A 19747-nucleotide genomic window follows, 5' to 3' on the forward strand; every position below is an offset into this window, starting at 1 on the left:
GCGGAGGGGTGCGGGCGGGCGCTGTGGTCACAGCGCCCGCCCGCGTACGGTGCCTTCAGATCACTTGAACTCTGCGGTCGCGTACCGCTCGTCGGTGAGCGGGCTCGCCTTGATCCCGGTCACGTCCTTGCCGAACACGATCGCCGGCGGGGAGTGCGAGATCGGCACGCCCGGCAGGAAGTCCATGATCGTCTTGTTCAGTGCCTTGTACTTCTCCGTACGGGCCGCCGCGTCGGCGGTGGTGTCGGCGTCCTTGAACTGCGCGAAGAGCTGGGGGTTGTTGAAGCCCCACTCGTCCTTCGGGCGGTCGAAGAAGGTGCCGATGAAGTTGTACGCGTCGCCGTAGTCACCGGTCCAGCCGAGGAAGTGCAGGTCGTGCTTGTTGCCGGAGGTGGTGGCGTTGAGGTAGTCCGGGCTCCACTTCAGCGGAATGGCCTGGACGTTGATGCCGACCGCCTTGAGGTCCGCCGAGAGCAGCTCGAAGATGTCCTTCGGGTTCGGCATGTACGGCCGGGTGACCTCGGTCGGGTAGTGGAACTTCAGCGTCAGGTTCGACGCGCCGGCCTCGGCCAGCAGCTGCTTGGCCTTCTCCGGGTTGTAGTCGTACTTGGTGACGTCGCCGTTCCAGCCCTCGACGGTGTCCGGGAAGAAGTTCATCGCGACCTTGGCGCCCGGGGGCAGCTTCGAGTCGACCAGGGCCTGCCGGTTCAGCGCGTGCGCGATGGCCTGCCGGACCTTCAGGTCGGCCAGCTTCGGGTTCCCCTTCTGGTTGATCGCCAGGTAGAGGATGTTGAAGGCGGGCCGGGTGAGGACGTTGAAGCCCTCCTTCTTCAGCGGCTCCACGTCCGCCGGGCCGACCAGGTCGTAGCCCTGGATGTCACCCGAGCGGAGCGCCTGCTTGCGGGCGTTCTCGTCCGAGATCGTCTTGAAGATGATGGTCTTCAGCTTGGCCTTGTCGCCGTAGTAGTCGTCGTTGCGCTCGATGGTGAGCGACTTGTTCGCGATGTCCCACGCCTTGAACTTGAACGGGCCGGTGCCGGTCGGGTGCTCCATCGCGTACGCGGGGTACTTGATGTCCTCGGCGGTGCCGGTCACGTTGCTGGCGTCGTACTGCTCCATCGCCTTGGGGCTCTGGATCGAGAACGACGGCAGCATGAGCGCGGCCGGGATCTTGCTGGAGACCCGGGTGAACGCCAGGTCCACAGTGGTGGCGTCCTTGGCGGTGCAGGACTTGAAGAGGCTCGGCGGCAGGTCCGGGTTCTCGTTCTTGGCGAACCCGCCCATGACGTCCTGCCAGTACGCGGTCACGTCCGGGCTCTGCATGAGGCCCTTGGCGTTGTACCAGCGGTTGAAGTTGGCGCAGACGGCCTCGGCGTTGAAGTCGGTGCCGTCGTGGAACTTGACGCCCGAGCGGAGCTTGAACGTCCAGGTCGTGCCCGCCGCATCCGGCGTCCAGGACTCGGCGAGGCCCGGCGTCACCTTGGTGCCGCCCTCCTCCGGACGGACCAGGGTCTCGAAGACCTGGCGCGCCACGCGCAGCGACTCACCGTCGCTGGCGAAGCTGGGGTCGAGCACCTTCGGGTCTCCGGCGACGCCGAAGACGAGGGTGTCCTTCTTGCTATCTCCGGAGCCACTCTCACGGTCGCTCTCGGCGCAGCCTGCAACCGCGAGGGCCGCGACCGCGATGGCCGCGATTGCGACCTTCGGCCTGGATGCACGCATGGTGCTTCACCTCGTCCTTGGGGGTACGGACAACGTGGTGACAGGGTCACCGATGTGCGCAGACCTTAGCCCTCGGGTGGACGGCGCGGAAACGGGCGGGGGGCGGGTTGGTATCGAATCGTGTCTGTTCCGCAACGAGGCATACGAATCGAAGGAGAATCCCATCCATCGCCGAGGTTTCGTCGGCTAGAAGGCCGAATTTATTACGTCGATCCGGTCCCGGACGCACGTTCCTGTTAGATCGACGAGCATCCCGTTCCGGCCCGGAGACACGTCCGGCGGGCACCCCGCAGGGCACCCGCCGGAGGCGGCACGACTGGATTCAGACGGCCCGTCGGCCCTCGAAGGCCCGGCCCAGCGTGATCTCGTCGGCGTACTCCAGGTCGCCCCCGACCGGCAGTCCACTCGCGAGCCGGGTCACCGCGATCCCCATCGGCTTGACCATCAGCGCCAGATAGGTGGCTGTCGCCTCGCCCTCGGTGTTCGGGTCGGTGGCGAGGATCAGCTCGCGGACCTCGCCGCCGCCGAGGCGGGTCATCAGCTCACGGATCCGCAGGTTGTCCGGGCCGATGCCCTCCAGCGGATTGATCGCGCCGCCGAGCACGTGGTAGCGCCCGCGGAACTCGCCGGTCCGCTCGATCGCCACCACGTCCTTCGGCTCCTCGACCACACAGAGCACCTCGTCGGTACGCCGTGGGTCGCGGCAGATCCGGCACTGCTCCGACTCGGCCACGTTGTAGCAGGTCGTGCAGAACCGGACCAGGTCCTTGACCTTGCGTAGCGCGCCGGCCAGCCGGTTGACGTCGGCCGGATCCGCCGACAGCACGTGGAACGCGATCCGCTGGGCGCTCTTCGGGCCCACGCCCGGCAACCGGCCCAGCTCGTCGATCAGATCCTGGATGGCACCCTCGTACATCTGCCGGCTCAGAACCCGGACAGGCCGAGGCCGCCCATGCCGCCCGCGACCGGGCCCATCTTCTTCTCGGTCAGCTCGCGGGCCGCCTCGGCGGCGTTGTGCACGGCCGCGACCACCAGGTCCTCCAGCGTCTCGACGTCCTCCGGGTCGACCGCCTTCGGGTCGATCTTGATCGCCTTCAGCTCACCGGTACCGGCGACCGTCGCGGTGACCAGACCCCCGCCGGCGGTGCCGGTCAGCTCCGCCTCGGCCAGCTCGGCCTGGGCCTTGGCGATCTGCTGCTGCATCTTCTGCGCCTGCTTCAGCATCTGCTGCATGTTCGGCTGTCCACCTGGGCGCACGGACCGCTCCTTCTTCCACTCGTCTGCTCGGCCGCGCCCAGCCTAGTCGGGCCACGGCACCGCTGAATCGCGGTCGGCGCGCGCTCAGCGCGCGTCCACCTCGTCGATCTTCTCCGCGCCGAACGTCTCGCGCAGCAACTGCACCGCCTGCTCCTCGCTCGACTGCCGGGCGGTCCGCTCGTCGATCACGTCGTCCAGCGGCTCGTCGCCCGGGTCGAATCCCTCGTAGGCGGGTGCCGCCGCAGGCGCGCCCCCACCTCGCACCGGGCCGTCGAAGTCCGGGTCGTAGGGCGGCTCGCCCGCCCACTCGGCATCGGCCGTCTTCCGCGCCGGCTGCGCCGCGCGCGGCCCCTTGCCGGGACCACCGCCCGCAGCAGCAGCCGCCGCGGCCGCACGCGCCGCCGCGATCGCGCTGTTCTTCGCCCCCGCCGGCCTCGCCGCAGCGGCAGGCGCCGGCGCCGCCGCGGGTGCCGCAGGCTTGGGTACGACGACAGGCGCGGTAGCGGTAGCCGTGCCCCCGCCCGGACGGGCCGCAGCCGGCCAGTCCTCCCCGTCGCCGCCGCTCGCGGCCGAGGCGGTGCCGGTGGCCGAGGCCGTGCCACCGGGTCGGGCCGGCTCCGGCCAGTCCTCCTCGGTCTGGTCTGCCGCAGGGGTCGCCGTCGAACGGTGCGAGGCGTCGGGCGAACCCGCGCCTGCCCGGCCCGCCGGTCCCCCGGCCTGGCTACCAGTGGCCGGGTTGCCAGTGGCTCGGCTGCCCGTGGCGCTGCCCGAGCCGGACACCGGCTGTCCCGGGGCGCCGCCGACGGCGTCGGTTGCCGGACGTCCGGCGACACCGGAGTCAGGACGGCCTGGCCCGGCGTGGGCCGAACCCGGGCGGCCCGGTCCCGCGTCGGAGCCGGGACGGTTGAGTCCGGAGTCGTAGCCCGGACGGCTCGGTCCCGCATCGGCCGCGTCGGCGTCCGGACGGCCCTGAGCAGTACCTACCGCCCCGGAATCCGGGCGACCGGACCCGGTGTCGGACGCCGGGCCGGACGGGGCGGCCGCCGGGCGGGCCGGGGCGCTCTCGGGCGCGTTGCGGCCCGGTGCGGCGTCGGCCTGCGGACGGGCCGGAGCGCTGTCGGACGCGCTGCGGGCCGGTGCGGCGTCGGCCTGCGGACGGCTCGCTCCGGACGGGCGAGAGGGGCCGCCGAGCGAGGACGCGCCACGCTCGCCCGCCACCTCGCAGCGGATCTGCCAGCGACCGCCCAGTTCCTCGTAGAGCGCGTCGGTCAGCACTGCGGCGTGGTCGGCCATCATCTTCGCCAGCACCGTCGACTTCACGGTCAGCACGAGCGTGTCGCCGTCCAGGTCGCGTACCACCGCGTCCCGCATCAGCGCGGCGATTCGCTTGTTGCTGCGGTTGACCTTGCCGACCACCTCGGGCCACACGCGGCGCACCGCGACCGCGTCGAGGGCGCCGGGATTCGCCGCGCCGGGGCGGGGCGGCTCGGGAGTGGCCGGGTCGGGCATCACAGCGGACGGCGGTACCGGACGTCGGGCAGCGGCGGGAGCATCAGAGGCGGCAGCGGGCGAGCCGGAAGCGGCCGGATCGACGGCGGCTCGCTCGGGAGCGGCCGGAGCGCGGAAAGCAGCCTCCGGGTCGCCTGCCGGCTCCGTCCCGGCGGGAGCCGGACGGGAACCGGGTGCGGCGTTCCGGGCACCCACCGCAGCGGCGGCAGCGGCACGTGCGGCGGCGGCGCCGGTCGGGGCGCCGGCAGCCGCCGGCGTGCCGGCGGAATCCGCGTGGACCGCGGCGGCAGCCGCGCCCGGGGCGGGAGCCGCCGGGCGTACCCCCTGGGTCTGGGTGGGGTGCGCGGGGTCGGCGGCGGCCGGCGGCAGCTCGGCGCCCCCGAGCGTCAGCCGGCGCTCCATCCGCTCCAGGCGCTGGAGCAGGCCGCCGGACGAGTCGTCCGCGCCGGGCAGGAGCATGCGCGCGCAGATCAGTTCCAGCAGCAGCCGGGGCGCGGTGGTGCCGCGCATCTCGACCAGGCCGTTGTGCACGATGTCGGCGCAGCGCGACAGCGTGGCCGGGCCGAGGCGCTGGGCCTGGGCGGCCATCCGCTCGATCTGGTCGGCCGGGCCGTCGATGAGGCCCCTGGCCGCGGCATCAGGCACCTGCTGCAGGACGATCAGGTCGCGGAGGCGTTCCAGCAGGTCGGAGGCGAAGCGGCGTGAGTCGTGCCCGGCCTCGGCGACCCGGTCGACGGTGGCGTACGCGGCGGCACCGTCACCGGCGGCGAGCGCGTCGCACATCTCGTCGATCAGCGCGGCGTCGGTGACACCGAGCAGCGCGGCGGCCCGGGCGTAGCCGACGCCCTCCGGGCCGGCGCCCGCGATGAGCTGGTCGAGCACGGAGAGGCTGTCGCGCATGCTGCCCCCGCCGGCACGCACCACCAGCGGGAAGACCGCCGGCTCGACCTTGACGCCCTCCGCCTCGCAGAGCTGTTCGAGGTAGGGGCGGACCACCTTCGGCGGGAACAGCCGGAACGGGTAGTGGTGGGTCCGCGACTTGATCGTGCCGAGGACCTTCTCCGGTTCGGTGGTGGCGAAGATGAACTTGACGTACTCAGGGGGCTCCTCGACCAGCTTGAGCAGCGCGTTGAAGCCGGCCGACGAGACCATGTGCGCCTCGTCGATGATGTAGATCTTGAAGCGGCTGCGGGCCGGGGCGAAGAACGCCTTCTCGCGCAGCTCACGGGCGTCGTCGACACCACCGTGGCTGGCCGCGTCGATCTCGATGACGTCGATCGAGCCGCCGCCGTCGGGAGCCAGCCCGCGGCACGAGTCACACTGCCCGCACGGCTCGGGGGTGGGGCCCTGCTCGCAGTTGAGGGAGCGGGCCAGGATCCGGGCGCTGGAGGTCTTGCCGCAGCCCCGCGGACCGGAGAAGAGGTAGGCGTGGTTGAGCCGCCCGCTGCGCAGCGCCTGCGACAGCGGCTCGGTGACCTGCTCCTGGCCGATCATCTCGGCGAACGTCCGCGGCCGGTACTTGCGGTAAAGGGCCAGTGCCACCCGTCCCGCCTCCTCTCGACCGAGCCATTCTGCGCCGGTCGGCCCCGGGTGACCACCCACCACCCCGTGACCCGACCCGCAGCGACGTTACCCGGCCCGGGAGACAGAAAGGCCTCCCGTGCACCCGGCAGAGCTCGCTTATCCTTGCTGCCTTCCGGCCCTGGGGAGGTTCACGAGGTACCGCCGCACGGGAGGTGACGCCAAGCCTACCCGAAGGGTTGTGGATCTTCCGGGAGGGTGGGGTGGCCCGCCGTTGCGGGACCTGTATCCTGGCTCGCGGAGGATTCGCCTAGAGGCCTAGGGCGCACGCTTGGAAAGCGTGTTGGGTTCACACCCTCACGAGTTCGAATCTCGTATCCTCCGCTCTCTTGAGCAGCACGAACGCGAGGGTCGGCCCCATCGGGACCGGCCCTTCGTCGTCTCCAAGGTCACCGGTTCGCCGTTCTGTCCTCAACGTTGTTCAGCCGCCGGGCTGATACGTTCCGTCGGTGGGGCAGAGCCTGGACGGGGTTGTCCGATCAACCTTCCTCCGCACCATCGAGTTCATGCCCGGCGAGCTCCGACGGGCGTCGCTGGCCAGTTGGAACGAGTCGGTCTTTCGCTATTTCTTCTGCCGGCATCTGCCTGGCGTCGACGAGGGCGTGCAGCCGTTCGTGGAGTGCGAGCGGATCGACCTCGTCGTGCATCGCGGCGAGGAGAAGGCGTTCGTCGAGTTCAAGTTCTACGTGCACCCGCAGCGGTTTGATCCCTATACAGGAGTCTCGTCCGGCTTCAAGGGTGGCCCCAGCCCTCAGAACCTGCACGAGTTCCAGAGGTGCGTTCAGCAACTCCACGATCGCAAGTCGGTCCCAGGGCTGTCCAAGTACATCGTCCTCGCCTACGCCGACCCTGTCGTTGCGGGCCCTCCAGGGAAGCGTTACTCGGATTACTACGACGACTACCGGCACTCGGACGAGAACATCGCTCTCGACGTCCAAGAGTCCGTCGGGCCCTTCGACATCCTCAAGGATCGAATTCAAGCCAAGCTCTTCACCGTGCGGACACCCGGCGAGGGTTGAACGAGATCGGCGGCCACGGGGTCACACGACAGCCTTGCGGCCCCGGCAGAGTGGTCGGAGAATCTCGTAAGTGGGGCGGCTGTACCAGCGTCCGAGCCAGCCGATGACGCTGCAAATAAAGCCTGAACTGGCGAGCTGGGAGCGCGCGGGGCATCCGAGCCAGGTGAGGTTGTCCCGGTTCCTGGATCATGTCGCAACGCTGGCCGAGCCGGTGGGAGCGGGCGTCGACGGCCCGCTGGCGATCGAGATGGTTGTCGGCCTCCCGGAGAACGTGACGCTCATCGCGGGTGGACGTGACCTGGACAACTTTCTCTGCCCGGTGGCACAACGAATAGGCGCGGGCCGACTCGCTGCGGTGTTCGGCCGAAAGGTTCACGCGGCTCGGTCGTCGCTGGCCGTGGGGCCCGCGGTGCCGCAGGCGGGCGCCCCGGTCCCGCAGTTCACCACTCACATGGTCGGGTCATACGAACACAAGGCATGGAAAGAGGAGCTGCGGGATCGATTGCTGGCGGCGCATCTCGTTCCGGCTGACCCCGGCCCGGTATGGATGCAGGTAAGTCTCACGACCGGCCCTGGTCGCACGTGGACCAACCTCTGGAAGCCGTTGCTCGACTCCTTCGGTCCGGTACTGGGGGCGGACCCCGCGCTTCCGTTCAGCCCGTACGACGATCGCATCGTCGACCTCGGCCTGCACCACGCCGTGGATGCCAGCCTCGGGCACGGGGTGAGCATCGACGCATGGTGGGGCGTGCACGGCTCACCGTGTGCGAGAGAGCTCGGCCAGTAGCAGCGCGGGCTGCGCCGCGTCATCGGTGCCCTCCGCTTCGTCCGCACCGGTTGACCGGTTCGCGCGGGCGTTCATCGGCCGCCCAACTGGTCCCGCCGCCGCTTCAGATAAGCCGTCTCCGCGCTGTTCCCAGCCAGCTCGATCGCCCGGTCGTACGCCGCCCGCGCCTCCCCGCCCCGTCCCATCCGGCGCAACAACTCGGCCCGCGTCGCGTGGTGCGCGTGGTAACCCTCCAGCGGCAACCCGTCCACCTCCGCCAGCGCCACCTGCGGCCCGTCCAGCTCGGCGACCGCCACCGCCCGGTTGAGCCGCACGATCGGCGACGGGTCGACGCGTACCAGATGGTCGTAGAGCGCGGCGACCTGCGCCCAGTCGGTGTCCCGCGCGTCGCGCGCATCGGTGTGGACGGCGTTTATGGCGGCGAGGATCTGATAGCGGCCCGGCGGCCGTCCGGCGGCGATGCACGCGCGGACCAGGGCGTGCCCCTCGGCGATGAGTTCGCGGTCCCAGGCGCTGCGGTCCTGCTCGGCGAGGACGACGAGTTCGCCCGTCGCGGAGACCCGGGCGGGCCGGCGCGCCTCGGTGAGCAGCATCAGCGCCAGAAGCCCGGTGGCCTCGTGGTCGTCGGGCATCAGCGTGCGGACCAGCCGGGTGAGCCGGATCGCCTCGGCGGTCAGGTCGGCGCGGACCGCCTCCTTGCCCGGGTCGGAGGCGAGGTAGCCCTCGTTGAAGATCAGGTAGAGAACGGCGAGCACGCCGGTGACCCGGGCCGGGAGGTCCTCGCGGGACGGCACCCGGTACGGGATCGCGGCCGCCTTGATCTTCGTCTTGGCCCGGGTGATCCGCCTGCTCATGGCGGCCTCCTGAACCAGGTAGGCCCGCGCGATCTCGGGCACGGTGAGCCCGCCGACCAGGCGCAGCGTCAGCGCCACCCGCGCCTCCATGGCCAGCGCCGGATGGCAGCAGGTGAAGATCAGACGGAGCCGGTCGTCGTCGATGACACCGAGCGGTTCCGGCACGTCGGCCAGCATCAGCGCCTCCCGGTGCTTGTCCTCCCGCCGGCTCTCGCGCCGGATCCGGTCGACGGCCCTGCGGTACGCGGTGGTGGTGAGCCACGCGCCGGGGTTCGGCGGTACGCCGTCGGCTGACCACCGCTCGACGGCGGCGGCGAACGCCTCGGCTGTCATCTCCTCTGCGACGTCGAGATCGCCGATGCGCCGGGCGAGCGTGGCTACGACCCGGGCCCACTCCTCGCGGTGGACCCGGGTGAGCGCCTCGCCGACGTCGGTCACGCGCCCAGGAACGGCCGCAGCTCGACCCGCCTGTTGCACCGCTGCGACGCCAGCGCGGCGAGCGGCAGCGCCACGTCGAAGTCCGGCGCCTCGATGATCCAGAACCCGCCGACGTACTCCTTCGTCTCCAGGTAGGGCCCGTCGGTGAGCAGCGGACTCCCGCCTCGCGCGTCCACGACCGTGGCCGTCTCCGGCGCCGCGAGCCCACCGGCGAAGACCCAGTGGCCGTCGGCTCGCAACCGCTCGTTGAACTCACCGATCGCGGCCATCTCCGCGTCGGTGGCCGAGCCGGTCGTGTCGTCGAGTACGGAGATCAGGTACTGCGCCATCGGTTCCTCTTTCACTCTCGCCGGCCGCGGGCCGGGCCGCCGTCACCCCGGCTACGAACGCCGCCACCCCGATCCGACAGCCCTGACGAGGTCGATCACGCAATTCTCGTACGTGGCACGTCAAAGCTCTCGTCGTAGTCATGGCCCGGTTATGCGTTGCGTGCATAACCGACAGTCACTGAGCAGATTGAATAAGTGAGTGATCGCGGCATCAAGGCCAAGCAGGTGTGCGCGTTGCGGCGCCAACCTGGCTGCCGACAACGGCTCGGGACGGTGCGCTCCCTGTCAACGAGCGGAGCGGGACCGCATCGTCGTTGCTCCCGACGTTCCACCCAGCTTCTGGTCCCATGAACCGCTTCGCCATGCGCTTGCGGATCGGCACCTCGGTCGCGTTGTCCGCGCCTACCGTCACCATCCCTATCACGGGCGACAGCCGCTGCCCCAAACCACTGTCGCTGGCTGGTTCGGGACTTCGCCTCGGTGACGTCACGGCCGCTCTTCGTATCCTCAACGGCAACGTCGCCGAGCGGCCGGGCGGCCGGGTGCGGAGTCAGGCGCTCGCCCGGATGCTCCTGGCCACCGCGCTCGTCGGGCAGGCCCGGATCGAGGAGGCGTGCGACCTGACGCACCAGACCGTCGAACTCACCCACGGGCTGGGGTCGGCCGTTGTCCTCGACCAGCTAAGACATCTCGCACTGCTGCTGCGGTCGCATGCCGTCCGGTGCCCGGACGTGCCACAGCTTCTGGACCGGCTTCGCGACGCCATCCGGGAGCGGAGATGGGTGGCGCTGCCGCTGCCGACGGCGTGAGGACGGCCGACAATCGTCGGTATGGCCGACGAGCGTCCCCTGTACGAGCGAGATCCGGCAGCCTGGCAGGTCCACCTCGCCGAGGGCAACGCGCGGCAGCCCCGGAAGCGGGTGGGAGCCGACGTACTGCTGCGCAACGGTGACGGCGACATCCTGTTGGTAGATCCGCGCTACAAGCCCGACTGGGACCTGCCGGGCGGCATGGCCGAGGCGAATGAGCCGCCGCACCTGGCCGCCGAGCGGGAGCTACGCGAGGAGTTGGGTCTCGAACTGCGCGTCGGACCGTTGCTGGTCGTGGACTGGGTGGCACCGCACGGCCCGTGGGACGACAGCTTGATGTTCATCTTCGACGGCGGCGCACTGCCTCCCGCCGAGCCGTTGAAACCGGCTGACGGCGAGCTGGCCGACGCCCGATTCGTTGCGCTCGATGATGCGCAGGCGCTGCTTCGCCCGTACGTTTGGCATCGGCTGCGTCACGCGGTGGCCGCGCTGAGCGACGGACGCCCGAGGTACCTGACCAACGGAACCGTCTGAGACCCTCGTACACATGTTCCATCCACAGCCTGTGGACGCCGAGAGGACCGGATGAGTTACCAGCTCAGCGCCGTGGTCGCCGACGTCGAGCTGCTTCGCGAGCAGACCGCCGACCTGGACCACGCGGTGCTCGCCGCGCTCCGCCAGGACTTCGCGCTACTGCCGGTCACCCCGCAACTGGTGCAGGAACTGACCGGCGGCCTGCCGGACTACGCCACCGACGAGCCGCGCGCCGAGCGCCCGTTCCGGCTGGTGCTGTCGCCGCCCCTCGCGGAGGTGCTGGCCCGCTGGTCGAGGAGCGGCCCGGTGGCGTACCTGGAGGCGGAGTTCGCGGGCGGCCTGGGCCACCAGTCGGCGGTGGTCTGGCTGGGCGGCGAGGTGAGCTGGGGCCCGCGGTACGACGCCGCGCTGGACCGGCCGCGTACCGAGTGGCCGATCAACACGGCGCTGGCCCGGCTGGGCGCGGAGCCGGGCGCGTGGATCGACCCGTTCGCCGAGCTGGGCCTGCACCTGGAACGCGACACGGACGGCTGGCTGGCGCACGGCCGCCGCGGACTGTCCGCCGACTACTGGGACGAACTGGCAGAAGAGTGGGAACTTCGCCAATCCGACCCGCAGCAGCAACCTCATCGCCCCGGTCCCGTTGGTGACTGGGGGATTGCATGAAACTACGACAATTCGGCTTTATTGCCGCGATGCTTGCTGCCGCGTCCGCAGCCGGCAGCGGCGTTCATCCACAGTGGCCCACCCGCCCGGTCGGCGCCGCCCAGGTGGTGAGTCTGGAGGGCCTGCGCAACGCGGAGTTCGGCGACACCGAGGCGGCCCTGACCCGGCGCGGCGTGCTGCGCGCCGACGAGGAGGCATGCGGGCCCGCGCTTGTGGGGCACGGCTCGGTCAGCCCGATCTTCGTCGACGACCGGCTCGTCCTGCTGTGGCTCGACGACCCGATGAGCACGCCCGAGGGCATCAGCGCCGGCTCACCGGTGGGCGAGGCCCGCGCCGCGTATCCCGGCGCCGTCGACCTGCCGGCACCGCCCGGCAGTCACCGCTTCGCCGGGCTGCTCGCCCGCGAGGGCGACCGCGCGTACCTGTTCCTGCACGACGGCGTCACCGTCCGCGAGATCATCGCCGGGTACGCGGACTGGGCCCGCCGCCTCTTCGACGAGGGCTACGGCCCCTGCTGACGCTCGGCAGCGACCGCCGGGCACAGCCCTCCACCCGGCCGCTTCCGGCGCCTCGGCTCAACGACCCACGCTCGACCAATGGGACGATTTATCAGGTCTGCCGCTTATCGAATAGCGAAGCCCTGAGCTCTGACGCCGGTACGGCCTGATTGGACGATTCTCTGCGCTTCATTTTCATGTGATAATGGCCGCATTGGTGCCCATGACGGGGCCATCTCGATGTCCGCCTACGTGTCGCGCACCGTGATCTGGGGAGGCCATGGACCAGCCCGTCGTTCCAGCCCTCATTCCCGCAGTCATGGCACTCGTAGGGCTGATCGCGGGTCTTGTCGCGCCGATGATTGCGGGGTCGGGAGAGAGTCGACGGCGGAGAAGGGAGGACCAACGTGCGAGATGTGACGAGATACTGGGACTGTTCGAGGACATCAGCGTCTATCGCGCCTTGACCGAATCGGAATCGGCGGTACGTCGTCGGTTGGTGCTGTCGGCCGCGCGATTGAAGGACCAGGCAGCTCGCGAGGCATGCCTCAGCCTCGCCAATGCGGTGGCGAGATCAGACGCCGACGAGGAAGACATCCTGCGGCAATGGACGGTCATGATCCGAGAGGTCTCCCGCGTCTATCGTTCACATCTTTGAGGACAGCGACATGGCAAATCATGGGGGCAGGGGCAACGAGGATCTTCGGCTCACCGAGGAATTGATGGGGAAAACCGGCCCCGCCACGTCCAAGTCGTCGAACGCTTTGCGACGGAGCCAGTATCTGGTGGGGCCGCCGGAGGCGAACCGGCGCTCCGAGCTGGAACGTACGTTACGCGAGGGCTCGAAGATCTCGATATGCGGAATCGCCAGCCGGAGCGTAGTACTGGCGATGTCAACAGTTGCCGCGGAGGTACGCAAGAGCGAAAAGGACTTCCCGTGGGACAGCCTGCATTACGTCACACCGACGCCGTCAATGATTCTCACCGGGCGCAGCGGAGTCGGGCTCGGGCCGGTCGTACGGGACTGGCAGGCGGCCGTGGACACGATCCGAAACTGCGCTCGTCAGCAGGCGCGGGCGGTCCCCGCCGCCGCTGCCAGGCGGAGCAAAGCATTGCAGTTGCTGGGGATGCGTCACTATTTCTTGGAAATGCTGATGCACGTCACCGTCCGCAGTACAGGCCGTAAAGAGTTCTGGTTGACAATAGGGGCCGGCCATCAGAGCAACGACCTTCCCCTTCTGGTGGTCGAGGAGACGGACGACAACTATCCCATTCTAAATGACATGCACAGCCGATTGATCGAAGGCTGCGAAGAGCTGGCGATCCGGCAGGTGCGCTGTGACCTGATCGAAGCGAGCGATGTGAACGGCCCCCCACCGCCGGGAGGCCGGCACGACGAGAAGACGCCTTACCTCGTCGTACACGGCCTCGAGCCGTACGGGACCGGCGGGCAGGCCCGTCCCGCCTGCATGCCAGTGGCGGCCGTGATGATCCGCGCGAACACCAACCGCGGCCCGGTCGTCATGCTCAGGCAGCGCAACGAGTTCTCGGACACCGACTCCTTCGGAAAATATTCGCTCATCACCAGCAGGCTCCTTGAGGAGGACCTGGCTACCGCACTGGGAGTTCCGGTATTCGCCGACCGGCACGTGGATGCCGCCACCGACGCGATGTGGCAGGCAACCAGAACCGATGGCCCGCTCGGGGTCCCGGTGAAGGCGTTCATACGCGCAGCGCAGCGGGAGTTGTTCATCTGCTGCGGCCTCGATGCCCCGGAGAGCCGATTCCAGTTCCACGGATACCAGGTCGTTTCCACGGCGGACGGCTCACAACTCGGCTTCGCCGTGTTCGAGTTGGTGCTCAACCGGCATGAGCCATTCGACGAACTCGTCGCAGCCGAGGACTGGGACCGGGAGGAGAACCTCCTCGTGGTCAGCCAGTCCGACCTGTACACCGAGGCGTATACTGATCGTTTGAATCGTCTGTTGACGCAGCGCGAGGGATGGTTCCGCACCACCATTCTGGCTCGCCCAATTGCCGCCAGTCACTGACCACGCCGACCTATCCGAAAACACAAGCCAACGAATTAGATCGATATTCTTCGAGCGAGGACCGATGTGGCTTCGAGATGAGGCGTCGACGATTCGACGCCGGGCACCGAATGATCTTCCCCAAGCAGTGATCGGTCTCGTCATGGTGCCCGCCGACGACCCGGAGCTGGTACTGGTCGGCATTCGGAGCAGTGAGGGGAACGTCCGCCATCCAGGAGTCGTGAGCATCCCCACCATGCGCGTGCCGGCAGAGTGGGCGATCCAGGAGACCGGAGTCATCAGGAGCGGCGAGACGAGGCAACTCGAAGGAGCGGAGGGCACCTTCGGCAGGACGCGGTCGACGTCGACAGCAGCCGGCTACGCCGTCGAAGCCCTCCTCTCGAAGAAGGTCCTCGACGGCTCCCTCCTCGACACCGGCTACACATCCGGACGATGCGCCTTCCGGCTGGCGATGCGAAGCGACGTCGACGACCCGACCGGCCAGGACGGGAGCATCGAAGACACTCTGATGCTCACCGTCCTGGCAATCTGCGACTTCGGTGCCGATGCGCTGCGCGGCCGCAGTCACAGTTATTCCCAGCTCGAGTTCGTCAGGTCGTCGGATCTGGTGAAGGCCTGGCGACAACGGGACGGCCAACTGCTGTTCCCGGCGGCCAACCCGCTCGAGGTGTGCATTCGCGGACTCTGCGTCGAGTCAGCGGTACGGCTGCTCGACTCGCCTGCGGTGATACGCGCCATGAGCGCGACAGGCTTCGGGCCCGGCGTGCGGTGACAGGCGCGGCGACGCTGGCCGCACCGACGGCTCCTTCGTGACGGGATGCGAGAACGCCCGGTGCGATCCTCGCGGATCGACCGGGCGTTCTCGCTGTTCACGAGCGGTGGCGGCGGGATTTGAACCCGCGGAGGGCGTAAACCCTCACACGCTTTCGAGGCGTGCTCCTTAGGCCACTCGGACACGCCACCGCCGACGAGGGTACAGGACCGCCGGCTTGGACGCCGAACCGGTATCCCTCGGCCCGGCCTGGCAGGATCTTTGCCATGAGTACGCACATCGGCGCTGAGCCGGGAGAGATCGCCGAGCGGGTCCTGATGCCGGGCGACCCGCTGCGGGCCAAGTGGATCGCGGAGACCTACCTGGAGGGGGCCCGCTGCTACACGACGGTGCGCGGCATGCTGGGCTTCACCGGGAAGTGGAACGGTGTCGACGTGTCCGTCCAGGGCTCCGGCATGGGCATGCCGTCCGCCTCGATCTACGCCCACGAGCTGGTAAACGAGTACGGCGTGAAGTCGCTGATCCGGGTCGGCTCCTGTGGCGCCCTGACCGAGGATCTGCAACTGCGGGACGTGGTGGCGGCGATCGGCTCGTCCACCGACTCGAACATGAACCGGATGCGCTTCGACGGGCTGATCGACTACGCCCCGGTGGCCGACTTCGGGCTGCTGCGTACCTCGGTCGAGGTGGCCGAGCGGCGCGGCATCAGCATGCGGGTGGGGCCGATCCTGGCGGCGGACGCCTTCTACACGGACCGGCCCGACCTGTACGACAGGCTGGCCGACTACGGCGTGCTGGCGGTGGAGATGGAGTCGGCGGCGCTCTACACGATCGCGGCGCGCTTCAAGGCCCGCGCGCTGACCATCCTGACCGTCAGCGACCACATCAAGACCGGCGAGAAGACCACGTCGCAGGAGCGTGAGCAGACCTTCGGCCAGATGGTCGAGATCGCGCTGGACACCATCATCGCCTGACCTGATCGCTCCAGGGCCGCCCCGTCACCGCTCGGTGGCGGGGCGGTTGCGCGTTACCCGGGTCACAAAAATAAATACGACCGGTCGTGCTTGTTTCCCCTAGGCTGATCGCATGACCTCCGACGGCCGCGTCGCCCGCGGCGACCGCACCCGCACCGCGGTGCTGGACACCGCAGTGGCGCTGGCGACCGAGGTCGGCCTGCACGGCCTGTCCCTGGCCCAGCTCGCCGACCGGCTGGAGGTGAGCAAGTCCGGCCTCTTCGCGCACTGGCGCTCCAAGGAGGCACTGCAACTCGCCACAGTCGACCGGGCCGTGGCGCAGTGGCAGGAACGGATCGTCGCCCCCGCTCTGAGCGCGCCACGAGGCGTACGCCGGCTGCGCGCGCTGCACGAGGCCCGGATCGACTTCTACGCCGCCCGGGTGCTGCCCGGCGGCTGCTTCTTCGCCAACACCGAGTTCGAGTACAACGCCCGTCCCGGCCCGGTCCGGGACCGGCTCGCCGAGGCGTTCGCCAGGTGGACCGCACTGCTGGAGCGCCTCGTGCAGGAGGCGGTCGACCTCGGCGAGCTTCCCGCCGACCTGGACGTGCCGCTGCTCGCGTACGAGATCGATGCGCTGGGGATCAGCGCGGTGATGCGGTCCCGGCTGCTCGACCCGGACGCCACCTACCGGCACGCCCGCCAGGGCCTGCTGACCCGGCTGCGGGCGCTCTGCCCGGATCCGACCCTGCTACCGGAAGGCCAGTCATGAGCCACGCCACCGCTGACCGGCAGGTCGCCGAGTTCGGGCACGTCGAGCACGTGCCGGTGCACTTCGACGACCTCGACGCCATGGGCATCCTGCACAACGCCCGCTACGCCGTGCTGCTGGAACGCGCCCTGACGCCCTACTGGGCCGAGCGTGGCGTCGCCTTCCGGGGCGACGTGCACGCCACCCCCGACGTGTTCCACGCGGTCCGTGAGTTCACCATCACCTACCAGGCGCCGGTCGTCGGCGTCGGCACGGTGGCTGTGCACTTCTGGCTCGAACACTTCGGCACCAGCAGCGCCCGCTACGCCTTCGAGTTCCGCTCGGTGGACGGCGCGACCGTGCACGCCACCGGCACCCGGTCGATCGTCCGGCTGGACCCGGCCACGCTGCGCCCGACCGCCTGGACCGAGGTCGGCCGAGCGGTCGCCGCGACGCTGCTGCGCCCCGCCCCGGCCGACGCCTGAGACCGGAAATCCTCAGCGGAAGAAGGCGCGCAGCAACGTCGCGCTCTCGCGTTCCAGTACGCCGCCGTACACCTCGGGGCGGTGCGTGACGCGGCGGTCGCGCAGCACGTCCCAGAGCGACCCGACCGCGCCCGTCTTGGGTTCCCAGGCGCCGAACACCACTGTCGAGACGCGGGCCAGCGCGATCGCCCCGGCGCACATGGTGCACGGTTCCAGCGTCACCACGAGCGTGCAGTCGTCCAGCCGCCAGCGGCCCAGCCGCTGCGCGGCCCGGCGCAACGCCAGCACCTCGGCGTGCGCGGTCGGGTCGCCGGTCAGCTCCCGCTCGTTGCGTCCGATCGCCAGCTCGGCGCCGTCGGGTCCGTAGAGCACCGCGCCGACCGGCACGTCGTCGGCGTCGGGGGTCGCATCGTCCGGGCCGGTCACCGCGACCTCCAGGGCCCGGCGCATCCACAGCTCGTGCCGCTGCCGGCGGCCGATCGCGCCCGGGTCGGCGAGCGCCTCGTCGGCGCCCGGACCGACGCGCCCGGCCCGGCCGGGGGTGGGCTGCCCCGGGCGTACGGTCTCCAGCGCCGGATCTGTCGCGTCGGCCGGTTCGGCGGCGCCGGGCGTCAGGGACTCCCCGGGCTCAGACCTCACGCAGCTCCTCGACCTCGTCCGCGCAGCCGAGCACCTGGCAGATCTCGGCTGTCACGTCGGCCGGCATGGAGCCCTCGTGCGCGCAGAGCGCCAGCAGCTTCTGCGCCGGGATGCCCAGGTCGGCGAGGAGGTCGGCGTCACCGACCGGGTCGGCCTCCGGGTCGACAGCGGGTTGCTCGGTGTCGTCGTCGCCGGAGGCGCGCGGCTCGTCGACCTCCTCCAGCCCGGTCACCGAGGTCTTCAGGTCGCCGACGAGCAGCGCGCCCAGCCGGGACTCCTCCGCGTACGCCGAGTCCGAGCCGAAGACCCGCAGGTCCTCCCCCTCGTCCAGGCGCAGGATGACCAGGTACGTGTCGTCGGCCTCGACGAACAGCAGCGAGAGGTCGGCGTCCGGCTCGACGTCGCGCAGCCGGTCGGCGACCTCCTCGATGTCGGTGACGCCCCGCAGGCTCACCTCACCGGCGGTCCAGCCGCCGTCGACGCGCGCCACGGCAGCAGCGAAGTACGACACGGTCCCCCCAAATCAGCCTCGGCAGCACGCCGACACGTCACGCGATGCACGTTAACCGGTCGGGTCGGCAGGCGAGCGGTCAACGCCCCGTATGGGCCGGCCGTTCCTGAAGAGAAAGCCGGTCAGCCGACGACGCGCCGGCGGGTGGCGATGAGTTGGCGCAGCCGCTCGGTGCGGGCCCGCTGCGGCCGCTGGCGCTGCTGTACCGCACGGGCACCGGCCAACTCGGCGAGGAGTTGCAGGCGTCGGCGGCTCCGATCGGGGTCGAGCCGCGGCGGTGTGGTCCAGGCCATACCGCGAGCGTGGACCGTCCTCAGGCGTACGTCAAGGTGGCCTTCGCTACGCAGCGAAACCGGCACCGAAGGTCACCAGAGCGGCCAGTCCCCGGTCTGCGCCCACCGCATCGCGACTATCGCTGCGGCGATGCTCCAGCCACCCGCGGTGACGATCGCCACGCCCGTCGCCACCCCCCGGTCGCCGTGGCGGACCAGCACCGCGGCGGCCAGCCAGGCCAGGCCGCCGGCCAGCAGCGTCCACCAGGCGTAACCGGCGACGCCGCCGCCGACCAGCCCGAACAACAGCAACCAGGCGAACGCGACCAGCGCACCGACAGCGACGCCGGCGCCGGTGATCGGGTACGGCTCGCGGTAGCTGGGCCGCATCGACGTGCTCGACGGGAACAGCCCCGAGGGCGTACGCGGTGGCGGGAACGCCCCCGGACCGGTCCCCTCGGGTCCGCCGTGCCACCCGTGCGTCACCGCCGCCCCCTTTCCCGGACCGTCCGTCCCGCTTCAGCTTTCGTCCCTACGGTAGTGGTCTGTCAGGATGACCGGATGCGCTCGCCATCGATCGGACGCCGCACGCGGCCGGCGTACCCGGTCCTGCTGCTCGTCGCGGCGCTCGCCGCCGGGTGCGGCGCCCCTACCGGGCGCGCCGACAGGTGGCAGGAACCGAGTCCGATCGCGACGGCGGCGCAGCCCGCCGACCCGGCCCCGCCGGTCGCCTCCTCGTCCGCCACGCCGCCGCCGGCGCGCACCGACGTGAAGCGGGTCTTCCCGGTACGGGCCGGCAACGTCGACTACCACCCGACGCACGGCGGCTACCCGGGCACCGACGTGTTCGCCGACTGCGGGGAACCGGTGGTGGCGGTGACCGACGGCGTCGTGCTGGAGGTGAGCCGCGTCGACCGGTTCGACAAGCGCGGGCCGCTGGGCCCGGACAACGGTGGGCTCTCCGTCTCGCTGCTCGGCGACGACGGGGTGCGCTACTACGGCTCGCACCTGAGCGCGATCACCGCGGGTGTCGACGCCGGGGTACGGGTGCGTGCCGGGCAGCAGCTCGGCAAGGTGGGCCGTACGGGCAACGCCAACAACGTCTGCCACCTGCACTTCGGGCTCTCCCCGAAATGCACGGGCGCGGACGACTGGTGGATCCGCCGGGGCGTGGTCTGGCCGGCGCCGTACCTGAACTCGTGGCGCAAGGGCGGCAACCGCTCGCCGGTCGCCGAGGTCACCGCCTGGCAGCGCAAGCACGGCTGCCCGGCCTCGCCCGGCCGGTCCACCCGCAGCGGCTGACCGACTCGC

The 19747-nt window shown here is 70.3% G+C and carries 23 protein-coding genes, 2 tRNA genes and 1 other RNA gene; 14 read left to right on the forward strand and 12 right to left on the reverse strand.

Going from position 1 to position 19747, the window contains the following annotated elements; translation table 11 throughout:
- Positions 1-60 precede the first annotated feature (60 nt).
- The 5 genes from ABD52_RS11545 to ffs all read right to left on the reverse strand — a co-directional run bounded on the left by ABD52_RS11545 (position 61) and on the right by ffs (position 6227).
- Positions 61-1722 carry an ABC transporter substrate-binding protein gene (locus tag ABD52_RS11545; protein ID WP_013474955.1) on the reverse strand — a complete coding sequence of 554 codons (1662 nt, stop codon included), beginning with the start codon at positions 1720-1722 and terminating at the stop codon, positions 61-63.
- A gap of 322 nt (positions 1723-2044) precedes the next feature.
- Positions 2045-2638, reverse strand: coding sequence for a recombination mediator RecR (gene recR / locus ABD52_RS11550; RefSeq protein WP_013289050.1), 594 nt, complete (start codon positions 2636-2638; stop codon positions 2045-2047).
- Positions 2639-2646: 8 nt separating this feature from the next.
- Entirely contained in the window at positions 2647-2955 is a 309-nt protein-coding gene (locus ABD52_RS11555) for a YbaB/EbfC family nucleoid-associated protein (RefSeq protein ID WP_013289051.1), read from the reverse strand.
- Between the two features lie 108 nt (positions 2956-3063).
- Positions 3064-6030: a DNA polymerase III subunit gamma and tau gene (locus tag ABD52_RS11560; protein WP_047891799.1), complete on the reverse strand. Its 2967-nt coding sequence runs from the start codon at positions 6028-6030 to the stop codon at positions 3064-3066.
- Between the two features lie 107 nt (positions 6031-6137).
- An RNA gene (gene ffs / locus ABD52_RS37820) (signal recognition particle sRNA small type) lies at positions 6138-6227 on the reverse strand.
- An 81-nt stretch (positions 6228-6308) separates the two neighbouring features.
- Between ffs and ABD52_RS11565 the strand changes: the two genes are divergently transcribed.
- From ABD52_RS11565 to ABD52_RS11575, 3 genes are all read left to right on the forward strand, one after another.
- Positions 6309-6393, forward strand: a tRNA-Ser gene (locus ABD52_RS11565).
- A gap of 125 nt (positions 6394-6518) precedes the next feature.
- Entirely contained in the window at positions 6519-7088 is a 570-nt protein-coding gene (locus tag ABD52_RS11570) for a hypothetical protein (RefSeq protein WP_047891800.1), read from the forward strand.
- A gap of 70 nt (positions 7089-7158) precedes the next feature.
- Positions 7159-7875: a hypothetical protein gene (locus ABD52_RS11575; protein WP_053065365.1), complete on the forward strand. Its 717-nt coding sequence runs from the start codon at positions 7159-7161 to the stop codon at positions 7873-7875.
- 71 nt (positions 7876-7946) lie between these two features.
- On the opposite strand, the gene ABD52_RS11580 is transcribed toward ABD52_RS11575, so the two are convergent.
- Positions 7947-9167 (reverse strand): RNA polymerase sigma factor, encoded by a 1221-nt coding sequence (locus ABD52_RS11580; RefSeq protein ID WP_047891801.1) that lies wholly within the window; start codon positions 9165-9167, stop codon positions 7947-7949.
- Positions 9164-9496: a YciI family protein gene (locus tag ABD52_RS11585; protein WP_030273827.1), complete on the reverse strand. Its 333-nt coding sequence runs from the start codon at positions 9494-9496 to the stop codon at positions 9164-9166. Before ABD52_RS11585 ends, ABD52_RS11580 begins: the two co-directional genes overlap by 4 nt.
- 347 nt (positions 9497-9843) lie before the next feature.
- Here ABD52_RS11585 and ABD52_RS11590 point away from each other — a divergent pair, with 347 nt between their 5' ends.
- The 7 genes from ABD52_RS11590 to ABD52_RS11615 all read left to right on the forward strand — a co-directional run bounded on the left by ABD52_RS11590 (position 9844) and on the right by ABD52_RS11615 (position 14825).
- Entirely contained in the window at positions 9844-10305 is a 462-nt protein-coding gene (locus tag ABD52_RS11590) for a hypothetical protein (protein WP_235437441.1), read from the forward strand.
- A 21-nt stretch (positions 10306-10326) separates the two neighbouring features.
- On the forward strand, positions 10327-10839 hold the full coding sequence (locus ABD52_RS11595; protein WP_047891802.1) for an NUDIX domain-containing protein: 513 nt from the start codon (positions 10327-10329) through the stop codon (positions 10837-10839).
- A gap of 51 nt (positions 10840-10890) precedes the next feature.
- Positions 10891-11505 (forward strand): hypothetical protein, encoded by a 615-nt coding sequence (locus ABD52_RS11600; protein ID WP_047891803.1) that lies wholly within the window; start codon positions 10891-10893, stop codon positions 11503-11505.
- Complete coding sequence (locus ABD52_RS11605; protein ID WP_047891804.1) at positions 11502-12023, forward strand: hypothetical protein; 522 nt, start codon at positions 11502-11504, stop codon at positions 12021-12023. Before ABD52_RS11600 ends, ABD52_RS11605 begins: the two co-directional genes overlap by 4 nt.
- A 259-nt stretch (positions 12024-12282) precedes the next feature.
- Entirely contained in the window at positions 12283-12660 is a 378-nt protein-coding gene (locus ABD52_RS39035; protein WP_041799133.1) for a hypothetical protein, read from the forward strand.
- Between the two features lie 10 nt (positions 12661-12670).
- Positions 12671-14053, forward strand: a complete 1383-nt coding sequence (locus ABD52_RS11610; protein WP_047891805.1) for a hypothetical protein — start codon at positions 12671-12673, stop codon at positions 14051-14053.
- A 220-nt stretch (positions 14054-14273) separates the two neighbouring features.
- Entirely contained in the window at positions 14274-14825 is a 552-nt protein-coding gene (locus ABD52_RS11615) for a hypothetical protein (protein WP_225319525.1), read from the forward strand.
- A gap of 104 nt (positions 14826-14929) precedes the next feature.
- Here ABD52_RS11615 and ABD52_RS11620 read toward each other — a convergent pair.
- Positions 14930-15016 (reverse strand) — tRNA-Ser (locus tag ABD52_RS11620).
- Between the two features lie 75 nt (positions 15017-15091).
- Here ABD52_RS11620 and deoD point away from each other — a divergent pair.
- The 3 genes from deoD (at position 15092) to ABD52_RS11635 (ending at position 17014) form a co-directional block, all read left to right on the forward strand.
- Positions 15092-15799, forward strand: coding sequence for a purine-nucleoside phosphorylase (gene deoD, locus ABD52_RS11625; RefSeq protein ID WP_047891806.1), 708 nt, complete (start codon positions 15092-15094; stop codon positions 15797-15799).
- Between the two features lie 112 nt (positions 15800-15911).
- Positions 15912-16550 (forward strand): TetR/AcrR family transcriptional regulator, encoded by a 639-nt coding sequence (locus ABD52_RS11630; protein ID WP_013289062.1) that lies wholly within the window; start codon positions 15912-15914, stop codon positions 16548-16550.
- Entirely contained in the window at positions 16547-17014 is a 468-nt protein-coding gene (locus ABD52_RS11635) for a thioesterase family protein (RefSeq protein WP_013289063.1), read from the forward strand. The genes ABD52_RS11630 and ABD52_RS11635 overlap by 4 nt, the downstream gene beginning before the upstream one ends.
- A gap of 12 nt (positions 17015-17026) precedes the next feature.
- Here ABD52_RS11635 and ABD52_RS11640 read toward each other — a convergent pair whose 3' ends face one another.
- From ABD52_RS11640 to ABD52_RS11650, 4 genes are all read right to left on the reverse strand, one after another.
- Positions 17027-17494 carry a nucleoside deaminase gene (locus ABD52_RS11640; RefSeq protein WP_030274955.1) on the reverse strand — a complete coding sequence of 156 codons (468 nt, stop codon included), beginning with the start codon at positions 17492-17494 and terminating at the stop codon, positions 17027-17029.
- 148 nt (positions 17495-17642) lie between these two features.
- Entirely contained in the window at positions 17643-18164 is a 522-nt protein-coding gene (locus tag ABD52_RS11645) for a tRNA adenosine deaminase-associated protein (RefSeq protein ID WP_047891807.1), read from the reverse strand.
- A gap of 122 nt (positions 18165-18286) precedes the next feature.
- The gene (locus ABD52_RS40170; RefSeq protein WP_018786529.1) at positions 18287-18457 is read right to left on the reverse strand and encodes a hypothetical protein; all 171 of its coding nucleotides are present in this window, start codon (positions 18455-18457) and stop codon (positions 18287-18289) included.
- A 72-nt stretch (positions 18458-18529) separates the two neighbouring features.
- On the reverse strand, positions 18530-18826 hold the full coding sequence (locus ABD52_RS11650; RefSeq protein ID WP_013289066.1) for a hypothetical protein: 297 nt from the start codon (positions 18824-18826) through the stop codon (positions 18530-18532).
- A 171-nt stretch (positions 18827-18997) separates the two neighbouring features.
- Here ABD52_RS11650 and ABD52_RS11655 point away from each other — a divergent pair, with 171 nt between their 5' ends.
- On the forward strand, positions 18998-19738 hold the full coding sequence (locus ABD52_RS11655; protein ID WP_047891808.1) for a M23 family metallopeptidase: 741 nt from the start codon (positions 18998-19000) through the stop codon (positions 19736-19738).
- The last annotated feature ends 9 nt before the right edge of the window (positions 19739-19747 follow it).

The sequence above is a fragment of the Micromonospora sp. RV43 genome, assembly GCF_001029515.1.
GTDB lineage: Bacteria > Actinomycetota > Actinomycetes > Mycobacteriales > Micromonosporaceae > Micromonospora > Micromonospora aurantiaca.

What these genes read in the sequence shown, in the direction of transcription:
- ABD52_RS11545 (WP_013474955.1), bottom strand. Translation starts at nt 1,722, where the DNA reads ATGCGTGCATCCAGGCCGAAGGTCGCAATCGCGGCCATCGCGGTCGCG.
- recR (WP_013289050.1), bottom strand. Translation starts at nt 2,638, where the DNA reads ATGTACGAGGGTGCCATCCAGGATCTGATCGACGAGCTGGGCCGGTTG.
- ABD52_RS11555 (WP_013289051.1), bottom strand. Translation starts at nt 2,955, where the DNA reads ATGCAGCAGATGCTGAAGCAGGCGCAGAAGATGCAGCAGCAGATCGCC.
- ABD52_RS11585 (WP_030273827.1), bottom strand. Translation starts at nt 9,496, where the DNA reads ATGGCGCAGTACCTGATCTCCGTACTCGACGACACGACCGGCTCGGCC.
- ABD52_RS11590 (WP_235437441.1), top strand. Translation starts at nt 9,844, where the DNA reads ATGAACCGCTTCGCCATGCGCTTGCGGATCGGCACCTCGGTCGCGTTG.
- ABD52_RS11595 (WP_047891802.1), top strand. Translation starts at nt 10,327, where the DNA reads ATGGCCGACGAGCGTCCCCTGTACGAGCGAGATCCGGCAGCCTGGCAG.
- ABD52_RS11600 (WP_047891803.1), top strand. Translation starts at nt 10,891, where the DNA reads ATGAGTTACCAGCTCAGCGCCGTGGTCGCCGACGTCGAGCTGCTTCGC.
- ABD52_RS11605 (WP_047891804.1), top strand. Translation starts at nt 11,502, where the DNA reads ATGAAACTACGACAATTCGGCTTTATTGCCGCGATGCTTGCTGCCGCG.
- ABD52_RS39035 (WP_041799133.1), top strand. Translation starts at nt 12,283, where the DNA reads ATGGACCAGCCCGTCGTTCCAGCCCTCATTCCCGCAGTCATGGCACTC.
- ABD52_RS11610 (WP_047891805.1), top strand. Translation starts at nt 12,671, where the DNA reads ATGGCAAATCATGGGGGCAGGGGCAACGAGGATCTTCGGCTCACCGAG.
- deoD (WP_047891806.1), top strand. Translation starts at nt 15,092, where the DNA reads ATGAGTACGCACATCGGCGCTGAGCCGGGAGAGATCGCCGAGCGGGTC.
- ABD52_RS11630 (WP_013289062.1), top strand. Translation starts at nt 15,912, where the DNA reads ATGACCTCCGACGGCCGCGTCGCCCGCGGCGACCGCACCCGCACCGCG.
- ABD52_RS11635 (WP_013289063.1), top strand. Translation starts at nt 16,547, where the DNA reads ATGAGCCACGCCACCGCTGACCGGCAGGTCGCCGAGTTCGGGCACGTC.
- ABD52_RS40170 (WP_018786529.1), bottom strand. Translation starts at nt 18,457, where the DNA reads ATGGCCTGGACCACACCGCCGCGGCTCGACCCCGATCGGAGCCGCCGA.
- ABD52_RS11650 (WP_013289066.1), bottom strand. Translation starts at nt 18,826, where the DNA reads ATGCGGCCCAGCTACCGCGAGCCGTACCCGATCACCGGCGCCGGCGTC.
- ABD52_RS11655 (WP_047891808.1), top strand. Translation starts at nt 18,998, where the DNA reads ATGCGCTCGCCATCGATCGGACGCCGCACGCGGCCGGCGTACCCGGTC.